Source organism: Aerosakkonema funiforme FACHB-1375, assembly GCF_014696265.1.
In the GTDB taxonomy this organism is placed as follows: domain Bacteria; phylum Cyanobacteriota; class Cyanobacteriia; order Cyanobacteriales; family Aerosakkonemataceae; genus Aerosakkonema; species Aerosakkonema funiforme_A.
Window position 1 is genome coordinate 37,086 of the sequence record NZ_JACJPW010000025.1, and the last position, 19,244, is coordinate 56,329.

Sequence of the window (19,244 nt, forward strand, 5' to 3'; positions counted from 1 at the left end):
CTGAGTAAATACCATAAAAATGACAGAAAGTCAAGAGTTTCTTGCCCCCGCACCCCCGCACCCCCGCACCCCCGCTTTTACATCAGCACTGGGATTGGATGTCGGTAGCAAGCGCATAGGGGTAGCCGGATGCGATCGCATCGGTCTGATTGCCACAGGTCTGACCACGATTGAGCGCAAATCATTTGAGCGGGATTTGGAGCATCTGAGCCAACTTGTAGCAGATCGACAGGCAGAAGTCCTTGTCGTCGGGTTACCTTATTCCATGAACGGAACTTTAGGTTTTCAAGCTCGACAAGTACAGAAATTTGCCCAGCGCGTCGGCAAAGCCTTGCAATTGCCTGTAGAGTATGTTGACGAACGGCTAACCTCATTTCAGGCGGAAGAGATGTTAAAAGAAGCCAAAAAATCCCCATCCCGCCATAAAAGTTCGATCGATCGGATTGCTGCGTCCATAATTTTGCAACAATGGTTGGACGAGCGTCGCACGCGGAAATAGCACTCCCCCTTGCTTGGAGCCTTCTAAATGTCTAAACAGAAAGAAAATGGATATTCTCAAGACGAACCTGTCATCCTCAAAGATGAAGCGGGACGCGAACTAGCCTGTTACATCGAGCGGTTTCTGGAAGTCGAGGGGAAAGAGTACGTTCTCTTATTACCCGTTGACTCACCAGTAGAAATTTTTGCTTGGAATGAAGACTTCGAGGACGAAGAGGCGGCAACTCTCATAGAAGACGACGAGAGCATTAACAAAATCTTTCCCACTGCCCAAGCTGTCCTGGCAGAGCAAGACCTCGTTCTCAAGCACACCGCATTCTCTCTGACCGTTGCCGGAGAATTGCCAGAAGTAGATGAGGAAGAAATTCTCACCCTGGAAATTGAGGATGAAATATCCCAGCAACAGCCAGAAGAGTTGCAGTTCCTGGCCAGTTTTTACCACGAGGAACAGGAATACGCCATTTACACTCCCCTCGATCCGCTGTTATTCTTTGGTCGTCTTACTCAAGGGGGTAAAGCCGAGTTACTTTCCCCAGAAGAATTTCAAAGGGTGCAGCCAATGCTAGAAGAACAATTGTTCGATGAATTGGAATAAGGTAAAGCTATGCGCCTCTCCAAGTGGTTGTTTTATCTTGCCCTATTCCCAGCGGTGCTGCTAGGAAGCGGTTGGCAAGGCTGGGCTTGGTGGAGTTGGGCTTCTGGGCCTCCGCTGGGCTCAGTACCCGCCACAGCATCGCCGGAATCGAAAAAATGGGTGCAAATCCGTATTCCCCCAGGAACTTCTAGTTCCCAAATTGGCCGGGATTTGGAGTCTGCCGGTTTGATTCGTTCGGCGCAAGCTTGGAACTTGTGGGCGCGTTGGTTGTCCGTGCAAAACAAGCCGGGGTTTAAGGCAGGTACCTACCAGTTATCCCCCACGCAGTCGCTGCCAGAAATAGCGGCGGAAGTTACGACAGGCAAAGAGTTGCAGCGTAGCTTCACTATTCCGGAAGGTTGGTCGCGCAAGCAGATGGCAGCTTATTTTGAATCTCAGGGCTTTTTCAAAGCTCAAGATTTTTTAGCTGCCGCCAGCCAGATCCCTCGCGATCGCTTTCCCTGGCTACCCAGCGCCATACCTCACTTGGAAGGCTTTTTGTACCCGGATACCTATCAGGTAGCAGCAACGGGTTCGATAACGCCTCAAAGCATTATCAACACAATGCTCAAACGCTTTGAGGAATTAGCTTTGCCCGTCTATCAAAAAGACCCAAACCGAACCCAGTACAGCCTGCTCCAGTGGGCGACTCTAGCCAGTATCGTAGAAAAAGAGGCGGTGCTTCCTGTGGAACGCCCTCGCATTGCCGGAGTTTTTATCCGACGTTTGCGCCAGGGTATGAAACTGGAATCTGACCCAACGGTTGAATACGGATTGAATATTCAGCAAACCGCAGATCGACCTTTAACATTCAAGCAAGTTGGGACGCCTTCTCCCTATAATACCTATCTCAATCGAGGTCTGCCGCCGACTCCGATCGCCAGTCCCGGATTGGCTAGTCTCAAAGCAGTCCTCAATCCTGAAGATACGGAATATCTGTTTTTTGTGGCTCGCTATGATGGCAGTCATGTGTTCAGTCGCACCCTGGCAGAACACGAAGCCGCAGTTGTGGCAATCCGAAAACAACGCGCCGCCCGACGTCAAGAGGAATTAAAAATTAAAAATTAAAAAGGCAACTTTTGATTTATAATTTTTTGTTCCCAATCGCCTTTTCACCAGTCACTTCACAATCGCTTATGTCTTGGGTAGCTCACCTACAGCCCGATCTAGTTTTGGAGGGCTCAATTTTGAGTCTGACACCGCAAATGCTAGAACAATATAACCTCAAGGGTCTGGTATTGGATGTGGATGAAACTCTCGTACCAATGAAAGTACAACAGGCTTCTGACGAACTCCGGCTGTGGGTAGATGAAATCAGACAAGTGGCCCAGATGTGGCTGGTGAGCAATAACCTGAGCGAAACTCGCATTGGCGGAATTGCCCGCTCTTTGAATTTGCCTTATCTGCACGGTGCTAGCAAGCCTTCTCGACGGAAATTAAGACAAGCTGTCGCCCAGATGAATTTAGGGGTGGAACAGGTAGGGATGGTGGGCGATCGCTTGTTTACAGATGTGCTGGCTGGGAATCGTCTGGGTATGTTCACCATCTTGGTAGATCCGATCGTCGATTCCGGTCAAGCTGTGCAGTCCTACCCGGTACGGAATCTGGAAGTTTGGCTTTCTCAAATCCTGGGCGCAACTTTGCCAGCAAAGCAACAAAACTTAAAACAGCATTACAAACCCTGACAAAGGGAAACATAAAGAAATTATTATGAAATTCCGATCTCTCTGAAAATAGTGGCATTCTATATATTGGTTGAAATGGGGTCAGCCGAGATAAAGACCCTAACCATAAATCACTGTGAATACCTCTACAAGCGTCAGCCTTCCACCTGGGAAGGACTGGCGCTTTAAAATTTTGGATTTTGGATTTGGCGCGAAGTGGGCGTCTTGGCGGTGACCGTCACGATGCCCACCTTCGCAAGAGAGGATTTTGGATTAGCTAGTTATGCAAGCGATGTGTAACTTGGTATCGCGACGAGCTATAATTTTAGATTGCTATGTCAGAAATAATAGTTGTCAAAATTGGCACATCGAGCCTCACCGATCCGTCTACGGGTAACCTTGCCCTTTCTACCATCGCCGCTTTAATAGAAACCCTCACTCACCTTCGCACATCGGGACATCGCGTCATACTGGTATCATCGGGAGCGGTGGGCGTGGGGTGCGCTCGTCTGGGACTGCGGGAAAGGCCGCGCAGCATGGCTCTCAAACAGGCGGTGGCAGCTGTGGGGCAGGGACGCTTGATGCGGATCTACGATGATTTGTTCACTTCTCTGCAACAGCCGATCGCGCAGGTACTGCTGACGCGCAGCGATTTGATGCAGCGCAGCCGCTATCTTAATGCTTACAATACCTTCCAAGAACTGCTGCGCCTGGGCGTTATCCCAGTGGTGAACGAAAATGATACTGTGGCAATTGACGAGTTGAAGTTTGGCGATAACGATACTCTCTCTGCCAGAGTCGCCAGCTTGTTGGAGGCAGATTGGTTGTTTTTATTAACAGATGTCGATCGCCTTTACTCAGCCGATCCCCGCAACAATCCAGATGCACAACCGATTAATCTTGTCAAGCAAATCGACGAACTCGCAGAATTACAGGTAGAAACTGGCGATCGCGGTTCTCAGTGGGGCACTGGTGGCATGGTCACCAAAATTGCCGCCGCCCGCATAGCCACTGCGGCTGGTGTCAGAACTGTAATTACCGAAGGTAGGTCGCCTCGCAACATCACCAAAATCTTGCAAGGAGAAGCTTTAGGCACCCATTTTGAACCGCAACCCCAACCAAATAAAGCCCGCAAGCGCTGGATTGCCCACGCTTTGGTACCCGTCGGTCAGCTTTACTTGGACAACGGGGCTGTAGCTGCGATCGCTCAGGCGGGGAAATCCCTTCTAGCGGCTGGGATTACTGAAGTTAAGGGAGAGTTCCACGCCTCAGATGCCGTGCTGTTATGCGATGCGATCGGTCGCGAAATCGCTAGGGGAATTGTAAATTATAGCAGCGCTGAGCTACAGAAGATCATAGGCCGTCAATCAGCAGAAATACCTACAATTCTCGGTTATGTCGGTGCCGAAACAGTTGTGCATCGAGATAACCTGGTCTTGAGTAGTTAGCGGAGTGGAAATTAAAAATTAAAAATGTAAACTTAAAAGCGATTTCTCTTAATTAGTCTGTTGGCGCAGCCGCCTACAAGCATTGACCTCAGATGGATCTCGCGTCACAAAACGAAAGCCAATCGATCGCATCTGCAATCTTTTGGCTGATGGCTTGAGATTCTATTTTTAATTTTTAATTGCCAAAGTTTGTAGCGGTTAGTCGTCGGTAGTGGACTTGGGACGGCGACCTTCTGACTGGCACTCTTTAGCCAAGCAGCGTTCGAGAAGTTTCACTCTGTAAACATAACAGAAGCGACGGGGATTCAATTCCAGTTTGGTTGTAGAACTGAATAAGGGCTGGTTGAGATACTGCCAGAGAGGGAATTTAACTGTGCCGTGTTTTGAAGCCATAAACAAAAAACAATATAGAAAATTTGGAAAAGATGCTGCGGTTAGTGCATCTATCTAGAGTCCCATTTTAGGGCGATTGATATCAAGATGCCAAAATTCACAGGCTGTTGTCTTGGTGACGATCGCGGAATGTATGGTGCAATTTTTACTTGGCTTATGTAATTTTACGGTGATAGCAGTAGACCGTTGTTACGCAATGCTACTGAAGAAAGGGTAGCTTTCAAGGCAGATTGAGGTGATGAGTCGATTGGCAACCGAGAATACGTGATGCGATCGCTACCGAAATCGAATTGCCAAAAAATAGGTGGGCAGTGCCCACCCTACGGAATTATTTGAGTTCGGGATGTTCGGTTTCCGGTGCAGGAATATCCAGCTGGTTAATAGCCGCAATCAGCTGGTACAATCTCCCGAAATCTCGCTGATTGAAGTACAAAGCAAGCCGAGGTAAGTCAAAAGTTTCATCCCCTGCTTCTTGGGGGAAAGCTTTAGTTTTTTCAATCCGCCCTTTGACTAAGATGTCGCGGAAGTTTTCGTTCAACCGCTCGGTATCCTCGTCTTTGAGCTCAGATTTGAGGCGAATGACGAATTGGTCGCCGACATAGCGACTGGAGTGGTAAACGCGATAGAAACTGGTGATGGCGGAGCAAGCTACATCCAAATTGTCTGTAATCGTGTAAACGCTGCGGTCTTCCGGGTTCACTAAACCGCGCTGTACCAGGTGCTTGTTAATGTAGGCATCCCAGTCTTTCCAATACTCCCCGCCAGGGCGATCGATCAAAATTAGAGGTACTGGCCCGTACTTGCCTGTTTGACAGAGTGTCAAGCACTCAAAAGCTTCATCTTGGGTGCCAAAACCACCGGGAAACAGACCTACAGCATCGCTTTCTCTCAAGAGAAACAGTTTGCGGGTAAAAAAGTATTTAAAGTGAATCAGTTTTGGGTCACCTGCAATGAATGGGTTTGCTTCCTGCTCAAAAGGGAGTTTGATATTCAGCCCAAAGGATTTTTCAGCACCAGCGCCTTCGTTCCCAGCCTGCATGATGCCGCCGCCTCCTCCTGTCATCAACATAAATCCCAGAGCGGTGACGCGACGAGCAAAGTCAACAGCTATCTGGTATTCCGCACTATCTGATGAGAGGCGAGCCGAACCGAAGATAGTGACTTTACGAACGTGCCTATAGGGATAGAATGTCTGGAATCCTCGCTCCAGGTCTTGTAAAGAAGCTGTGAGAATTTTCCAGTCCAGACGATCGATCTCACTCCCAGCAATTCGCAGGAGCGTAGCTAGGGACTGCTCAACCCATTTTTTGTGTCTTAGCGTCGGTAGCCGTTCAACTAACTCCGCCAGGTCTGCCGGGAGAGATTCGTGTGCGTTGAACGAGGGTGTAATAGTCATAATTTTTTTCGCACTGGCGGGTACTCTATTCTAGCGAGATTAGAGCGATTAGATTAAAAAGCGCCTTAGATCCTAATTTATCCAAGACGCTGACAAGACAAAGGTTATTTTACTTAGCACTTTTGGGCTGGTAGGAGGGAACTAGACTGATAAGAGCGTATTTCCGGACAAAAATGCCATAAAACCGGACGATAGCAGCATTTTTGACAATTGGATATCCAGCGATTTGGCCAATCGCCCCAATAGGATTATTCAAACGGTCGGACGAGCGATCGCTTTTCGATTAGAGATACTTCTCCAAAGTGTTGGAGAGAGTAGTTTTCGGAACTGCGCCGACTACCATATCAACCCTCTGACCGCCTTTGAAAATCATCAGCGTGGGAATGCTGCGGATTCCATATTTGCTGGCCACATTAGGATTCTCATCGGTATTTAGTTTGACGACCTTCACCTGGTCTTTGTACTGGTCTGCAATTTCATCGACGACAGGCGCAACCATCCGGCACGGACCGCACCAAGGAGCCCAAAAATCTACTAAAACCGGAATTTCGCTTTGAATTACTTCTTGTTCAAACGTAGCGTCTGTAACTTGTGCAGCTGCTGACATTCCTTGTCTTCCTTGCTGAATATTATCTTTAATTCCTTCGGAATTCTACCATAACCCAAGGAAAGGTTCTTTCCACCCTAAAGTATAGACATTTTTTAGGTTTATACCCAATAATCGATTAGCTGTCGGCTGCTTGCGGAAATCTACTTAAAATAAGGAACCGCCCGAACTTCAGTCCGGGCGGAGTGTGGTGTGAGGAGTGAACGGAAACATGCGTCTCCGCTATTTCTATTGTATGCGACAGATTCGCTTTTTCCAGGGATTTAGCAAGCTGCCCCGGAAAATTTCCCAAGTAAATTTGTTAAGTAAATTTACTTACCCATACCTAATTGTTGAGCTTTTTGGTAAAGCTTGCCTTCGGTTAACAGAGAGGGAGCGATCGCCACTTCGACCTGCTGCATTTCCTTGATATCCTTGGCTCCCAAAGTACCCATGCTGGTTTTTAGTGCGCCTAGCAGGTTGTGGGTGCCATCATCGAGTCCGGCTGGCCCGCGCAGAATTTGCTCGACAGTGCCAGTGGTGCCGACCCGAATGCGGGTGCCGCGAGGCAAAACAGGGCTGGGGGTAGCCATACCCCAATGAAAACCGCGTCCTGGTGCTTCTTTCGCTCTGGCAAAGGGTGAGCCGATCATTACTCCGTCAGCACCGCAGGCAATGCACTTGCAGATATCGCCGCCGGTGATCAAACCGCCATCGGCAATTACTGGAATATAATTGCCGGTTTCCCGATAATAGTCGTCGCGAGCTGCCGCACAGTCGGCAACGGCAGTCGCCTGTGGAATACCTACACCCAAAACGCCGCGAGAGGTACAAGCAGCACCGGGGCCAATGCCCACCAATATCCCGGCTGCGCCTACTTTCATTAAGCTAAGCGCGACTTCGTAAGTGACGCAATTACCCAAAATTACCGGTATGGGCATTTGGCGGCAAAATTCAGCTAAGTCGAGCGGTGTCACCGACTCCGGCGAAAGGTGAGCAGTGGACACGACTGTAGCTTGCACGAAAAATAGGTCTGCTCCTGCTTTGGCGACGATCGAACCGTACTTAGTTGCGCCTGCGGGAGTGGCGCTGACGGCGGCGATGCCCCCTTGGCTTTTAATTTCCTGTATCCGGCGTTCGATCAAATCCGGTTCGATCGGTTGTGCGTACAGTTCCTGCATCAGCGGCACAAACTCATCTTTGCCGACTGAAGCAATGCGGTCTAAAATTGGCTCAGGGTCAGCATAGCGGGTTTGGATTCCCTCTAAGTTGAGGACGCCCATCGCTCCCAGCTGGGATAGCAAGACTGCCATGCGGACATCTACCACCCCATCCATCGCGCTGGCAATAATCGGAATTTCTCGCTCTATGCCGCCAATGCGCCAGCGAGTGTCTGCCAAACTGGGGTCTAGGGTTCTAGTCCCCGGCACTAGCGCAATTTCATCAATACCGTAGGCTCGGCGAGCTGTCTTACCTCGCCCAATTTGAATTTCCACGCTCGACTTGTTCCCAAGACTATTTAAGCTAGGGTATCAAATTGCGAGGGAATTTGTGTTTTGGCGATCGGCTTGAGTTAAAGTTGGCTTGTCCAAAAGTGGCTCCTGAGTCTGCTTTTGGGGCGAGTGCGATCGCACACAGGGAAAGGGCGGCAACCGAGACAAGGAGGTTCGGCTAACTCAATCGATCGCAATTTTATCGCAACCCCTCTCGTGAGTGAGGACATTCTTAATTCTTGAAATCCAAGATTTATCACCTCTTCTTCCCCTGTAGGGGCGATCGCATTTGGGCGATAATTTTTCACTTTCACCAAAAGATTTCTCACCAAATGCGATCGCCCCTCCGACGCCCGACACCCTACGCCCTACCTATCAATGCCAGAAAACGAGGAACAACAAACACCAGAACTAAGCGAGTGGCGGTTAATCTTAGAAGCTGCTAACCGTAACAATGTCTTTTGTCATTGCCGTACTTGCAGCTATGAGTGGGTAACTTCCTCTGAGGATGTCCCTTGCAGTCGCTGTGGCAGCACCAATGTTCGCTATATTTTGTGCTGGCAATTTCCAGATGACTGAAACAGGGATACATTATCTGCTGTTGTTTGGCGATCGCTTCTATCTAAAGTTAGTTTTAATGTTACAACGATATGTTCTTCTGAATACAATTAGCCGTCTAGAACAGTAATTCAGTAATCCCATAAACTGGGTTTCTTTGGTTTGAAGCAACGAAATATCCAGCTTGGTAAAGAAAAAAAAATTAGTCGCTCATCTGTTACCATCAATACTAAATAGGTGTTCTATAATGCTTTAACAAAGCGGTAAGCAAGGGGGGGCTTGGCTAATGGGTCGGATTTTTTTGGAAATAGGGTTTTGCAAACCTAGCAAATTTTTCTAAAAAAATTATTTAGAAAAACATTTTTTCAATTGTTCTGATGGGTAACATCTGATGAAACCGCTCACTGCTCTTGATTTAGTCGTGCTAATTTATATGGAACAGCGTAAAATTTGAAAGTAAGTCAGTGACAGAGCAGTTAAGATGATTGTAATTCCCGGCTACGAGCTGATAGAAGTTATTCATCAAGGTGCTGCAACAGTCATCTATCGCGGCACTCGGCAAAAAGACCAAATGCCTGCGATCGTCAAAATCCTTATCGCAGAAAATCCGACTCTAGCCGATATCGCTCACATCAAACAGGAATACTCGATTCCCAAGAACTTAAACATAGAAGGTATTGTTAAACCCTTAAGCCTAGAAAATTATCAAAACCGTCTGGTTTTAGTCTTAGAAGACTTCGGAGGCATTTCTCTCAAAAAACTGAGCGAGCAAGGCTTTCTAGATCTAAGCACTTTTTTTGACTGCGCCCTGCAACTGGTAGAAACGTTGGGCCATCTGCATACACACCGCATTATTCATAAAGATATCAAACCAAAAAATATTATCGTAAATAGTAAAACTGGCATTGTCAAAATTACCGATTTTGGTATCGCCACCCAACTCTTTAGAGAAACTCAACAAATTAGCAATCCTGAGTTACTGGAAGGCACCCTTGCTTATATGTCGCCAGAACAAACCGGACGAATGAACCGAATTATCGATTACCGTACTGATTTTTACTCGCTGGGAGTAAGTTTTTATGAAATCCTCACCGGGACGCTTCCTTTTAATAGCAAAGAACCCTTAGAACTGGTTTACTCCCACATTGCCCAAACACCCACTCACCCGCACCAGCTAAACGCAGATATCCCGCCTGTATTGTCGTCAATTGTAATGAAACTTATGGCAAAAAATGCCGAAGAACGTTACCAAAGTGCGGCAGGGCTTAAAGCGGATTTAGAGAAATGTTTAAGCGCACTACAAAGTACAGGTAAAATTGACGACTTTGTACCCGGTAAAATGGACAAATCCGGGCAACTTTCCATTCCTCAAAAGTTGTACGGAAGAGAGTTAGAAGTTAAACAATTGCTGGATGCGTTTGCTCGCGTTGTCGGCAGTTCTGAATTTTCTGTTTGGCATTCTAAAATAGAAGAAAAAACTCAAAAATTAAACAAGGACGATGGCAACGATCGCCCTTATAAAATACCGAATACCCGTAGCGAGATGATGCTGGTCTCTGGTTACTCCGGCATCGGTAAGTCTTCCTTAGTTAATGAAGTCCACAAACCGATAGTACGCGAGCGAGGTTACTTCATTGCGGGTAAATTTGACCAGTTCAAGCGCGATATTCCTTATGCTTCTATTATTCAAGCTTTCCAAGATTTAATGCGACAATTGCTCACCGAAAGTACCGAAAAACTGCAAATTTGGAAGGACAAACTTTTAGCAGCGTTAGGAACAAACGGTCAGGTAATTGTCGATGTAATTCCAGAGGTAGAATTGATTATCGGCAAGCAGCCAGAAGTGCCGCAGTTAGGCCCAACTGAATCTCAAAATCGCTTCAACCGAGTGTTTCAAGATTTCATTCATGTTTTTACTCAACCTCAACACCCTCTCGTTTTGTTTTTGGATGATTTGCAGTGGGCTGATGCTGCTTCCCTAAAATTAATTCAACTATTAATGACAGAACAAAATAGTCAATATTTGTTACTCATTGGAGCTTATCGAGACAACGAAGTGAGTCCGGCACATCCGCTGATGCACACTATTTATGAAATTGAACAAGCAGAAGCGATTGTGAATAAGATTACGCTGTATCCTTTAGAAATAGGTCACGTTCGCCAAATAATTGCCGATACTTTGTACGACAGCGAACAGTCGATTGCTTTAGCCAATTTGCTGTTTCACAAAACTCAGGGTAATCCGTTCTTTTTAACTCAGATGCTCAAAACGCTGTACCAGGAACAGCTATTGTCTTTTGATTTTTCTAAAGGAATTTGGTTATGGGATATCGAACAGATTCAGGCTTTTGGAATTACCGATCTCGGTGTAGTCGAATTGGTTGCTAATAATATCCGCAAGCTGTCGCAGGCAACTCAAGAAGCTTTGAAATTGGCAGCTTGTATAGGCGATCGCTTCAATTTGGATATCCTGGCCATCATTAGCGAAAAACCCCTCTCAGAGGCAACAGAAAATTTGTGGTCAGCCTTGCAGGTAGGACTAATTTTGCCATTAAATAAAGATTACAAAATTCCGCGATTTTTTGATTCGGAAGAACTCAAAAATTTCAGCTTTGACAATTGCAGATTAGGCTATAGATTCCTGCACGATCGCGTACAGCAAGCCGCCTATTCCCTCATTCCCGACGCTCTCAAGCAGTCAACGCACCTGAAAATAGGTCAATTATTGCTACAAAACACGCCTTCAGAACAGATAGAAGCAAACATTTTTGACATTGTTAACCAGTTAAATATTGGGATTGAGTTATTGACAGAACCAAACCAAAGACACGAATTAGCTCAACTCAATCTTCTCGCTGGTAAAAAAGCGAAACAATCAACGGCTTACGAACCTGCCTTAAAGTATTTTACAGCAGGGCTGAACATCTTAGAAAACGATAGCTGGCTAACTCAGTATCAATTGACGTTAGATTTTTACTTAGAAAAAATTGAATGTAATTATATTATTCAGCACTTTGAAAAAGCGGAAAAATTAGTTTATCAAGCTTTATCACAAGCAAAAAATAACTTAGATCGAGCAAAGATTAATAGCATTCGACTCATTCACTACCAAAATAACGCTCGCTACGAAGAAGCGATTAGGGTTGGGTTATCAACTTTAGAGTTATTTGGCGTGACTTTACCTTATTCACCCAGTCAAACCGACATATTATCCACAGCAAAAAAAGTTAAAAAAAGTTTGGGCAAGAGAAAAATTGCTGACTTAATTGATGCACCTGAATTGGTGGATGAAGCATCAAAAATTGCGATTTTAATTTTAATTAATTTAGTGCCGCCAACCTACTTAATCAATCAACCTTTGCTGGCATTGAGCGTGTTGACAATGGTCAATATTTGCCTCAAACAGGGAAACACCAATCTTTCTGGATTTGTCTACGCTTGGTATGGCACGATGTTGTGCGGAAAATTTTACGAATACGAAACTGGATATGAGTTTGGAGTCATTGCTTTAAAAATTAACGATAAATTCCACAATACCAGTCTTAATGGGCGAATTTATATGTCCTTTGGCAACTTTATATTGCCTTGGAGAAAGCCACTCAAAGAAAATATTGAAATTCAGAAAAAAGCTTATAGCGCCGCAATGGCAGTGGGAGATTTTTCCTGGTGTCATCACAGCGCCTTATTCTGTTTTTGGCAAAGATTGATGATTTGTCAAAATTTGAACAGTCTCTTAGACGAATTTGACAATTATGTTGGTTTTGCTATAGATACCGAACCAACAGCGGGTTGGGCATTGAGAGTTCAACAAAGCGTTTTGTCGAACTTAACAGGAAAAACTGAAAGTAAATTTAGTTTAAGTTATGCAGGTTTTGATGAGTCTATCGCTTTAGAAACGTTTCAACAAACTGCTTACGCTTATGGCATAAGTACTTATTACTTTTCCAAAGCTTTTATTTATTTGATTTATGAAAATTATGCTGAAGCCGATCGGATGATAACCGAGGCGGAAAAGACGCTCGCTGTTGTAGATACGCAATTTCAATTAGCCCTGCACTACATTTACAAATCCTTGATTATATTAGGGCTTTATGCAAGTGCAAACTCGACAGAAAAAAAGGAATATTTGAGCGCTTTGCAAGAGAACTGTAAAAAGCTGAAAAACTGGGCAAATAATTGTCCGGAAAACTTTCTCCCGCACTGGTTATTAGTGGAAGCAGAAATATCCAGGGTAAGGGGAAATAACTGGCAAGCTACACAGTTTTATGACAGAGCGATCGCATCAGCTAAAGATAACGCTCTTCTGCCAACTGAAGCGCTAGCTTACGAGTGGGCAGCCAAATTTTATCTAGAATTTGAGAGAACAGAAATTGCAGAAACATACATGACTAAGGCACACTCCAGTTACAGTCGCTGGGGTGCAACTCGCAAAGTAGAAGATTTACAAAAAAAATATGCTCAACTAATTATTCCCAGTCGCGGCGTACCTATTTTATCATCCGATGTTAAAACGACGAGAACCTCAACTGCCAGCAGCGAAGTCTTAGACTTGTCAACAGTTCTCAAAGCTTCTCAGGCGATCGCTAGCGAAATTATCCTCGATAAATTACTGCAAAATTTGATGAAAATACTCATCGAAAATGCTGCGGCTGAAACCGGAGTTTTAATTCTTAACAAAGATAATCAATTGCTGATTGAAGCTACAGGTAACCACAAGCAAGATTCTGTCACTGTTTTGCAATCTATCCCGGTTAAAATCTCGGCAGATATACCGATTTCACTTATTAAGTATGTTGCCCGAACCAAGGAAGTCTTAGTTTTAAACGATGCGACGGCGGAAGATACTTTTAATACAGATGCTTACATCAAAAAGCGGCAACCAAAATCTATCCTTTGCACTCCTATTTTCCACCAAGGCGAACTCAGCGGCATTCTCTATTTAGAAAATAACTTAACCATCGGAGCATTTAACCCCAAGCGTCTGGAAGTTTTGAAACTTCTCTCAGCGCAAGCGGCTATTTCTATTCGCAATGCTGTGCTTTATCAACAGTCGCAAACTTACGCTCAAGCCGCAGAAACAGCCAACCGTGCCAAAAGTGAATTTTTAGCGAATATGAGCCACGAACTGCGTACCCCGCTCAACGCTATTCTGGGCTTTACACAAGTGATGAGTCGGGACTCATCTTTATCCTCAGAACATCAGCAACACTTACAAATTGTCAGTCGCAGCGGCGAACATCTTTTGTCGTTGATCGACAACATTCTGGAAATGTCAAAAATAGAGGCGGGTCGGCTCACGCTCTATGAAAGTAGTTTTGACTTAATTCGCCTCTTAGATACGCTCGAAAAGATGCTGCGACTGAGATCTGAATCTAAAGGATTAAAGCTAATTTTTGAGCTCGACGCAGACATTCCCCAATATGTAAAAACTGATGAGATAAAATTGCGATCGTGCTTAATCAATCTCCTGGGAAATGCCATTAAATTCACTGAGCGAGGAAGCGTTACGCTTCGCGTGAAAGGCAAAGGCAAAAATTACGTTCACAAGCAGAGCCAGTTACAGGTAAAAAGTCAAGATTATTTGATTTTAACTTTTGAGGTGGAAGACACTGGGCCGGGAATCGCTCCTGAAGAAATTGACTTGTTATTTGAACCGTTCGGACAAACAGAAACAGGTCGAAAATCTCAGCAAGGAACTGGATTGGGTTTACCCATTAGTCGCAAATTTGTACAGTTAATGGGAGGAGATATTTCGGTTAGCTGTGGGTTGGGAAAAGGCGCGATTTTTAACTTTGATATCCAGGTTGGTTTGGGAGAGGCGACTGAGATTGAGACAACACAACAAAAGTCTAAGGCGATCGGCTTAGCACCCGACCAAAGAGAATATCGCATCCTTGTGGTTGAGGATCGCTTGGAAAACCGCCTTTTGCTGACTCAGCTGCTGACGGAAATTGGCTTTGCAGTGCGATCGGCTGAGAACGGTCAAGAAGCCGTGACATTATGGTCGAGTTGGAAACCAGACCTGATTTGGATGGATATACGGATGCCTGTGATGAACGGATACGAGGCTACCAAACAGATTAGGGCGAGGGAGAAGGAAAAATGGGAAAATGGAGAGATGGGGATTCCCAGTTCGCAGTCGCCAACCATCATTATCGCCCTGACCGCAAACGCCTTTGAAGAAGACCGTCGCCTTGCTTTGTCAGTAGGTTGCGACGATTTTGTCCGCAAACCTTTCCAAGAGTCAGAAATTTTTGAAAAGATGGCTCAATATCTGGGTGTGTTATATCTGTACGAAGAAGCAAAATCTTTAAATGAAGAACTTAGCTCGACGGGAGGTGATTTACGAGAAAATACTGAAAGCAATCGTTTATCGAGTAGCATACCTAATTTAAAGGAAGCTCTCGCGCAAATGCCTGCTGAATGGGTAGCAAAATTGCACGCGGCAGCTATCTCTGCTAGAGAAAAAGAAATTGGGAAATTGCTAGAAGAAATTCCTCCAGAAAATATAGGTCTAGCTGAAGCGCTAGCCAAAAAAGTTCAAGATTTTCGCCTGGATCAAATAATAGATTTAACAAGCAATGTTTAGCGATCGCACTCAAGAAACTAGGGGAGATATTTTAATCGTTGATGATGTACCGCAAAACCTGCAACTTCTGTCGAGTATACTCACATCTCACGATTATGAAGTTAGGCGAGTCATCAATGGAAAACTTGCTTTAACTGTAGCCAGTTCCGATCCGCCCGATTTAATTTTGCTGGATATTATGATGCCAGATATGGATGGCTATGAAGTTTGCCAGCAGCTCAAAGCCAACGAAATTACCCGCGAAATACCGGTGATTTTCTTGAGCGCTCTCAATGATGTATTGGATAAGATGAAAGCTTTTAGTGTTGGGGGCATAGACTACATCACCAAACCAATTCAGGATCGAGAAGTCATAGCCCGCGTAGAAAACCAACTTATGATTGTACGTCAGAAAAAACAATTGCGGGAACAAAAAGCGCAATTGGAACAGGAAGTTCGGGAGCGCATCCGTGCAGAGGAAGCAGTCCGACAAAGGGCGATCGCATTGAGCAACCATAACCTAGTTTTGACAAAATTAGCCCAAAGTCTAGCCCTAAATGAGGGAGATTTAAAAGCAGCTTTAGCAGAAATTACAGAAGCCTGTGCTGAAAACGTTGGGGTTGAACGTTCTAGTGTATGGTTGTACAACGAAAGCCCTACAAAAATACAATGCCTTGACCTATTTGAAAAAAGTCACAACCGACATAGCCAAGGAATTGAACTGTTAGAGACAGACTATCCGGCATATTTTCAAGCTTTGCAGCAAGAGAGACCGATCGCAGCAGAAAACGCCCACACCGATCCCAGAACTAAAGAATTTTCCTCGTGTTACCTAACGCCATTAAGTATCGCATCTATGTTGGATATGCCGATCAGAGTAAAGGGAAAAACGGCAGGAGTTGTATGTTTGGAACACGTTGGATTTGCTCGTCATTGGACGCCGGAAGACGAGAATTTCGCTCGCTCGATCGCCAATTTAGTATCTTTGGCGATCGAAGCGCGAGAGCGCAAGTACGCAGAGCTAGCACTGCGAGAAAGAGAAGAATGGTTGAGAACTTTAGTTAGCAACATTTCTGGTGCTGTTTACCGCTGTCTTTGCCATTCCGATTGGACAATGGTATTTATCAGCGATGCAATTCTAGAAATTTCCGGTTATCCACCCAGCGATTTTATTAACGAGCGAGTGCGCTCCTTTGACAGTATCGTTCATCCTGAAGATAAAGATAAAGTTAAAAAGACTATCCGGGAAGGTATCAGCAACAAACAGCCTTACTGCATCGAATACCGAATAGTTAAAGCCGATGGTAGCATTGCTTGGGTTTACGAAAAAGGTCAGGTAATTTTTGATGCAAATGATAAAATTATATGGCTGGATGGGGTAATTTTTGATATTGGCGATCGCCACAAAGCAGAAGTAGCTCTGCGTGAGAGCGAACAGCGCTTTCGCGCTATTTTTAACTCTAGTTTCCAATTCACGGGGGTACTGCAACCGAATGGCACTGTGCTGGATGTAAATCAAACAGCGCTCGACTTCACGGCAACGAAGCGATCGGATCTGCTGGGGCGTCTGTTTTGGGAAGTAAAATGGTGGATGGAACCGGGAAAAAATCCGAAAGAAAAAGCCGATCGCAAAAGTGAGCTTGGTGGGGGCAATAATTTAAAGCGCTCCCAAGCTCGGCAAAAGAAAGCTGCTTCCCTGCAACCAAAACAGGAGGAATTAAAAGAAGCGATCGCACGCGCTGCCAAAGGCGAAATCGTCCGCTACGAAGTAGAGATTTTGGGTGCATTCAACACAATCGCTACCATCGATTTTTCGATCAAACCAGTGTTTGATTCCAGTCAAAACGTAGTGTTGCTGGTGACAGAAGGGCGCGATATCACGCAACGCAAACAAGCAGAAGAAACCCTGCGCCAGATGGCAGAAAGAGAGAAAGCGATCGCCAGAGTAATTGAACGTATGCGGCAGACTTTGGATATCGAAAGTATATTCACCGCCACAACGCAAGAATTGCGACTTCTGATCGATTGCGATCGCATCGTCGTCTATCAATTCCATCCTGACTGGACGGGCGAATTTGTCGCGGAGTCGGTGGGAAGCGAGTGGATTTCTTTGCTGCGACAACAACACAACGACCCTCATTTTGCCAAAGATACCATACAAGACAGTCGTTGCACTGTGAAAGCTTTGTGCAATCAGGACGCATCTCCGGGAGATAGTTACCAGCAACAAACTTCATCCACTGACAACCAAAGCGTAAATTACCTCTGTATCCCAGACATTTACCAAGCTGAGTTTCCCTCGCCTTACATTCACCTTTTGGAGCGATTTCAAGCCAGAGCCTACATAATTGTCCCTATTTTTTCTAGCAATAAACTGTGGGGTTTGTTGGGAGCTTATCAAAATTCTAGCCCTCGCCAGTGGAAAGAAGCAGAAATCAATGTTGTCGTGCAAATTGGCAATCAGTTGGGAGTCGCTTTGCAGCAGGCAGAATTGCTCCAGCAGACTGAGAAACAGTCGGCAGCGCTGCAACAAGCTGTATTGGCCGCAGATACAGCTAACCGTGCCAAAAGCGAATTTTTGGCGAATATGAGCCACGAGCTGCGTACCCCGCTCAACGCCATTCTCGGCTTTACCCAAGTGATGAATCGTAGCTCATCCATATCCGCAGAGCATCAGCAATATTTGGCAATTATCAATCGTGCTGGCGAACATCTGCTGGATTTGATCAACGATGTGTTGGAAATGTCCAAAATTGAAGCAGGCAGAATTACGTTGCACGAAAATTTCTTTGACTTAATTCACCTCCTAGAAAGTCTGGAAAAAATGTTTCGCTTAAGAACGGAATCCAAAGGTTTACAGTTAATCTTTGAAATCGAACCGGAACTTCCAGAATATGTGAAAAGCGATGAAGGTAAATTGCGTTCTTGTTTAATTAATCTTCTGGGTAATGCCATCAAATTTACTACAGAAGGTTGTGTAAAGCTGCGGGTATCAGCTATTAATCCGGAAGAATTTGTCAAAAAATTAGGAATCTCGAATAACGAGTCCGAACAAATCATAATATACTTTGAAGTATCAGATACTGGCCCTGGCATTGCGCCAGAAGAAATTAATCTTTTGTTTGAACCGTTCGGGCAAACAGCATCAGGTCGAAAATCTCAGCAAGGTACTGGATTGGGTTTACCGATTAGCCGCAAATTCGTACAGCTGATGGGAGGAGATATTAGCGTTAGCAGCCAAATAAGTAAAGGCAGCACATTTAGTTTTTATATTAAAATAACGCTCGCCGACGCAAGTAAAGTTAAGGCAGATCGACCGCAGAGCAAGGTAATTTCTTTGGCACCCAATCAACCGGAATGTCGCATCTTGGTAGCTGACGATCGCTTTGAAAGCCGGATGGTTTTAGTGACATTATTAACGTCGATTGGCTTTCTGGTGCGAGAAGCCGAAAACGGTCGAGATGCGATCGCATTGTGGGAAAGTTGGCAGCCAAACCTGATCTTAATGGATATGCGAATGCCAGTCATGGATGGCTATGAAGCTACTAAATATATTAAATCAAGAGAAATCGGACAGGAGCGATCGACAGTAATTATTGCTCTTACTGCCAACGCTTTTGAGGACGATCGGCAAAGTATCTTGTCAGCAGGTTGTAATGATTTTATCGGCAAGCCATTTCGAGAAGAAATCTTACTAGAAAAATTAAGTCAATATCTAGAAGTCGCCTATATTTACGAAGATAAAACATCCGAAATACAAGACAGAAACCGCAGATCGCAAAAAAATTTGACGCCAGAAGATTTTAAACATTACTTTTCCCAAATGCCAGAGTTGTGGGTGGCAGAACTACACTATGCCGCCGCACAATGCAGCGATGACATGGTTTCAGAGTTGATTGGACAAATTCCCCCAGAATATACGTTGCTGGCGCAAGCTCTTGAGGATTTAGTAGACAACTTCGAGTTTGAAACAATTATAGAATTGACTGCAAAAGAGTAAATAGCA

The 19,244-nt window shown here is 45.1% G+C and carries 13 protein-coding genes; 8 read left to right on the forward strand and 5 right to left on the reverse strand.

Features of this window, described 5'->3' with window-relative positions; all coding sequences use genetic code 11:
- The first annotated feature begins 19 nt into the window (after positions 1 to 19).
- The 5 genes from ruvX to proB all read left to right on the forward strand — a co-directional run bounded on the left by ruvX (position 20) and on the right by proB (position 4,244).
- Entirely contained in the window at positions 20 to 499 is a 480-nt protein-coding gene (ruvX, locus tag H6G03_RS11700) for a Holliday junction resolvase RuvX (RefSeq protein ID WP_190464549.1), read from the forward strand.
- Between the two features lie 27 nt (positions 500 to 526).
- Entirely contained in the window at positions 527 to 1,093 is a 567-nt protein-coding gene (locus H6G03_RS11705) for a DUF3727 domain-containing protein (protein ID WP_190464550.1), read from the forward strand.
- Between the two features lie 9 nt (positions 1,094 to 1,102).
- Positions 1,103 to 2,200 (forward strand): endolytic transglycosylase MltG, encoded by a 1,098-nt coding sequence (gene mltG, locus H6G03_RS11710; protein WP_190464551.1) that lies wholly within the window; start codon positions 1,103 to 1,105, stop codon positions 2,198 to 2,200.
- Between the two features lie 68 nt (positions 2,201 to 2,268).
- The gene (locus H6G03_RS11715) at positions 2,269 to 2,817 is read left to right on the forward strand and encodes a YqeG family HAD IIIA-type phosphatase (protein WP_190464552.1); all 549 of its coding nucleotides are present in this window, start codon (positions 2,269 to 2,271) and stop codon (positions 2,815 to 2,817) included.
- Positions 2,818 to 3,131: 314 nt separating this feature from the next.
- Positions 3,132 to 4,244 carry a glutamate 5-kinase gene (proB, locus tag H6G03_RS11720; RefSeq protein WP_190464553.1) on the forward strand — a complete coding sequence of 371 codons (1,113 nt, stop codon included), beginning with the start codon at positions 3,132 to 3,134 and terminating at the stop codon, positions 4,242 to 4,244.
- A gap of 198 nt (positions 4,245 to 4,442) precedes the next feature.
- Here proB and H6G03_RS11725 read toward each other — a convergent pair whose 3' ends face one another.
- From H6G03_RS11725 to H6G03_RS11745, 5 genes are all read right to left on the reverse strand, one after another.
- On the reverse strand, positions 4,443 to 4,637 hold the full coding sequence (locus H6G03_RS11725; protein WP_190464554.1) for a hypothetical protein: 195 nt from the start codon (positions 4,635 to 4,637) through the stop codon (positions 4,443 to 4,445).
- Positions 4,638 to 4,965: 328 nt separating this feature from the next.
- The gene (locus H6G03_RS11730) at positions 4,966 to 6,033 is read right to left on the reverse strand and encodes an LOG family protein (RefSeq protein ID WP_190464555.1); all 1,068 of its coding nucleotides are present in this window, start codon (positions 6,031 to 6,033) and stop codon (positions 4,966 to 4,968) included.
- A gap of 283 nt (positions 6,034 to 6,316) precedes the next feature.
- Positions 6,317 to 6,640 carry a thioredoxin gene (gene trxA / locus H6G03_RS11735; RefSeq protein WP_190464556.1) on the reverse strand — a complete coding sequence of 108 codons (324 nt, stop codon included), beginning with the start codon at positions 6,638 to 6,640 and terminating at the stop codon, positions 6,317 to 6,319.
- Positions 6,641 to 6,951: 311 nt separating this feature from the next.
- Positions 6,952 to 8,115, reverse strand: coding sequence for a GuaB3 family IMP dehydrogenase-related protein (locus H6G03_RS11740; protein WP_190464557.1), 1,164 nt, complete (start codon positions 8,113 to 8,115; stop codon positions 6,952 to 6,954).
- A gap of 180 nt (positions 8,116 to 8,295) precedes the next feature.
- Positions 8,296 to 8,472 carry a hypothetical protein gene (locus tag H6G03_RS11745; protein WP_190464558.1) on the reverse strand — a complete coding sequence of 59 codons (177 nt, stop codon included), beginning with the start codon at positions 8,470 to 8,472 and terminating at the stop codon, positions 8,296 to 8,298.
- An 18-nt stretch (positions 8,473 to 8,490) separates the two neighbouring features.
- On the opposite strand from H6G03_RS11745, the gene H6G03_RS11750 reads away from it, so the two are divergent.
- The 3 genes from H6G03_RS11750 to H6G03_RS11760 all read left to right on the forward strand — a co-directional run bounded on the left by H6G03_RS11750 (position 8,491) and on the right by H6G03_RS11760 (position 19,238).
- Positions 8,491 to 8,691 carry a hypothetical protein gene (locus H6G03_RS11750; RefSeq protein ID WP_190464559.1) on the forward strand — a complete coding sequence of 67 codons (201 nt, stop codon included), beginning with the start codon at positions 8,491 to 8,493 and terminating at the stop codon, positions 8,689 to 8,691.
- Positions 8,692 to 9,151: 460 nt separating this feature from the next.
- Positions 9,152 to 15,259 carry a hybrid sensor histidine kinase/response regulator gene (locus tag H6G03_RS11755; RefSeq protein WP_190464560.1) on the forward strand — a complete coding sequence of 2,036 codons (6,108 nt, stop codon included), beginning with the start codon at positions 9,152 to 9,154 and terminating at the stop codon, positions 15,257 to 15,259.
- A complete protein-coding gene (locus H6G03_RS11760) occupies positions 15,252 to 19,238 on the forward strand; it encodes a response regulator (protein WP_190464561.1) in 3,987 nt (1,328 codons plus the stop codon). The genes H6G03_RS11755 and H6G03_RS11760 overlap by 8 nt, the downstream gene beginning before the upstream one ends.
- Positions 19,239 to 19,244 lie beyond the last annotated feature (6 nt).

Excerpts from the sequence above, each read along its gene's own strand:
- trxA (WP_190464556.1), bottom strand. The coding sequence starts at position 6,640 with ATGTCAGCAGCTGCACAAGTTACAGACGCTACGTTTGAACAAGAAGTA.
- mltG (WP_190464551.1), top strand. The coding sequence starts at position 1,103 with ATGCGCCTCTCCAAGTGGTTGTTTTATCTTGCCCTATTCCCAGCGGTG.
- H6G03_RS11750 (WP_190464559.1), top strand. The coding sequence starts at position 8,491 with ATGCCAGAAAACGAGGAACAACAAACACCAGAACTAAGCGAGTGGCGG.
- H6G03_RS11705 (WP_190464550.1), top strand. The coding sequence starts at position 527 with ATGTCTAAACAGAAAGAAAATGGATATTCTCAAGACGAACCTGTCATC.
- H6G03_RS11755 (WP_190464560.1), top strand. The coding sequence starts at position 9,152 with ATGATTGTAATTCCCGGCTACGAGCTGATAGAAGTTATTCATCAAGGT.
- ruvX (WP_190464549.1), top strand. The coding sequence starts at position 20 with ATGACAGAAAGTCAAGAGTTTCTTGCCCCCGCACCCCCGCACCCCCGC.
- H6G03_RS11715 (WP_190464552.1), top strand. The coding sequence starts at position 2,269 with ATGTCTTGGGTAGCTCACCTACAGCCCGATCTAGTTTTGGAGGGCTCA.
- H6G03_RS11725 (WP_190464554.1), bottom strand. The coding sequence starts at position 4,637 with ATGGCTTCAAAACACGGCACAGTTAAATTCCCTCTCTGGCAGTATCTC.
- H6G03_RS11730 (WP_190464555.1), bottom strand. The coding sequence starts at position 6,033 with ATGACTATTACACCCTCGTTCAACGCACACGAATCTCTCCCGGCAGAC.
- H6G03_RS11760 (WP_190464561.1), top strand. The coding sequence starts at position 15,252 with ATGTTTAGCGATCGCACTCAAGAAACTAGGGGAGATATTTTAATCGTT.
- proB (WP_190464553.1), top strand. The coding sequence starts at position 3,132 with ATGTCAGAAATAATAGTTGTCAAAATTGGCACATCGAGCCTCACCGAT.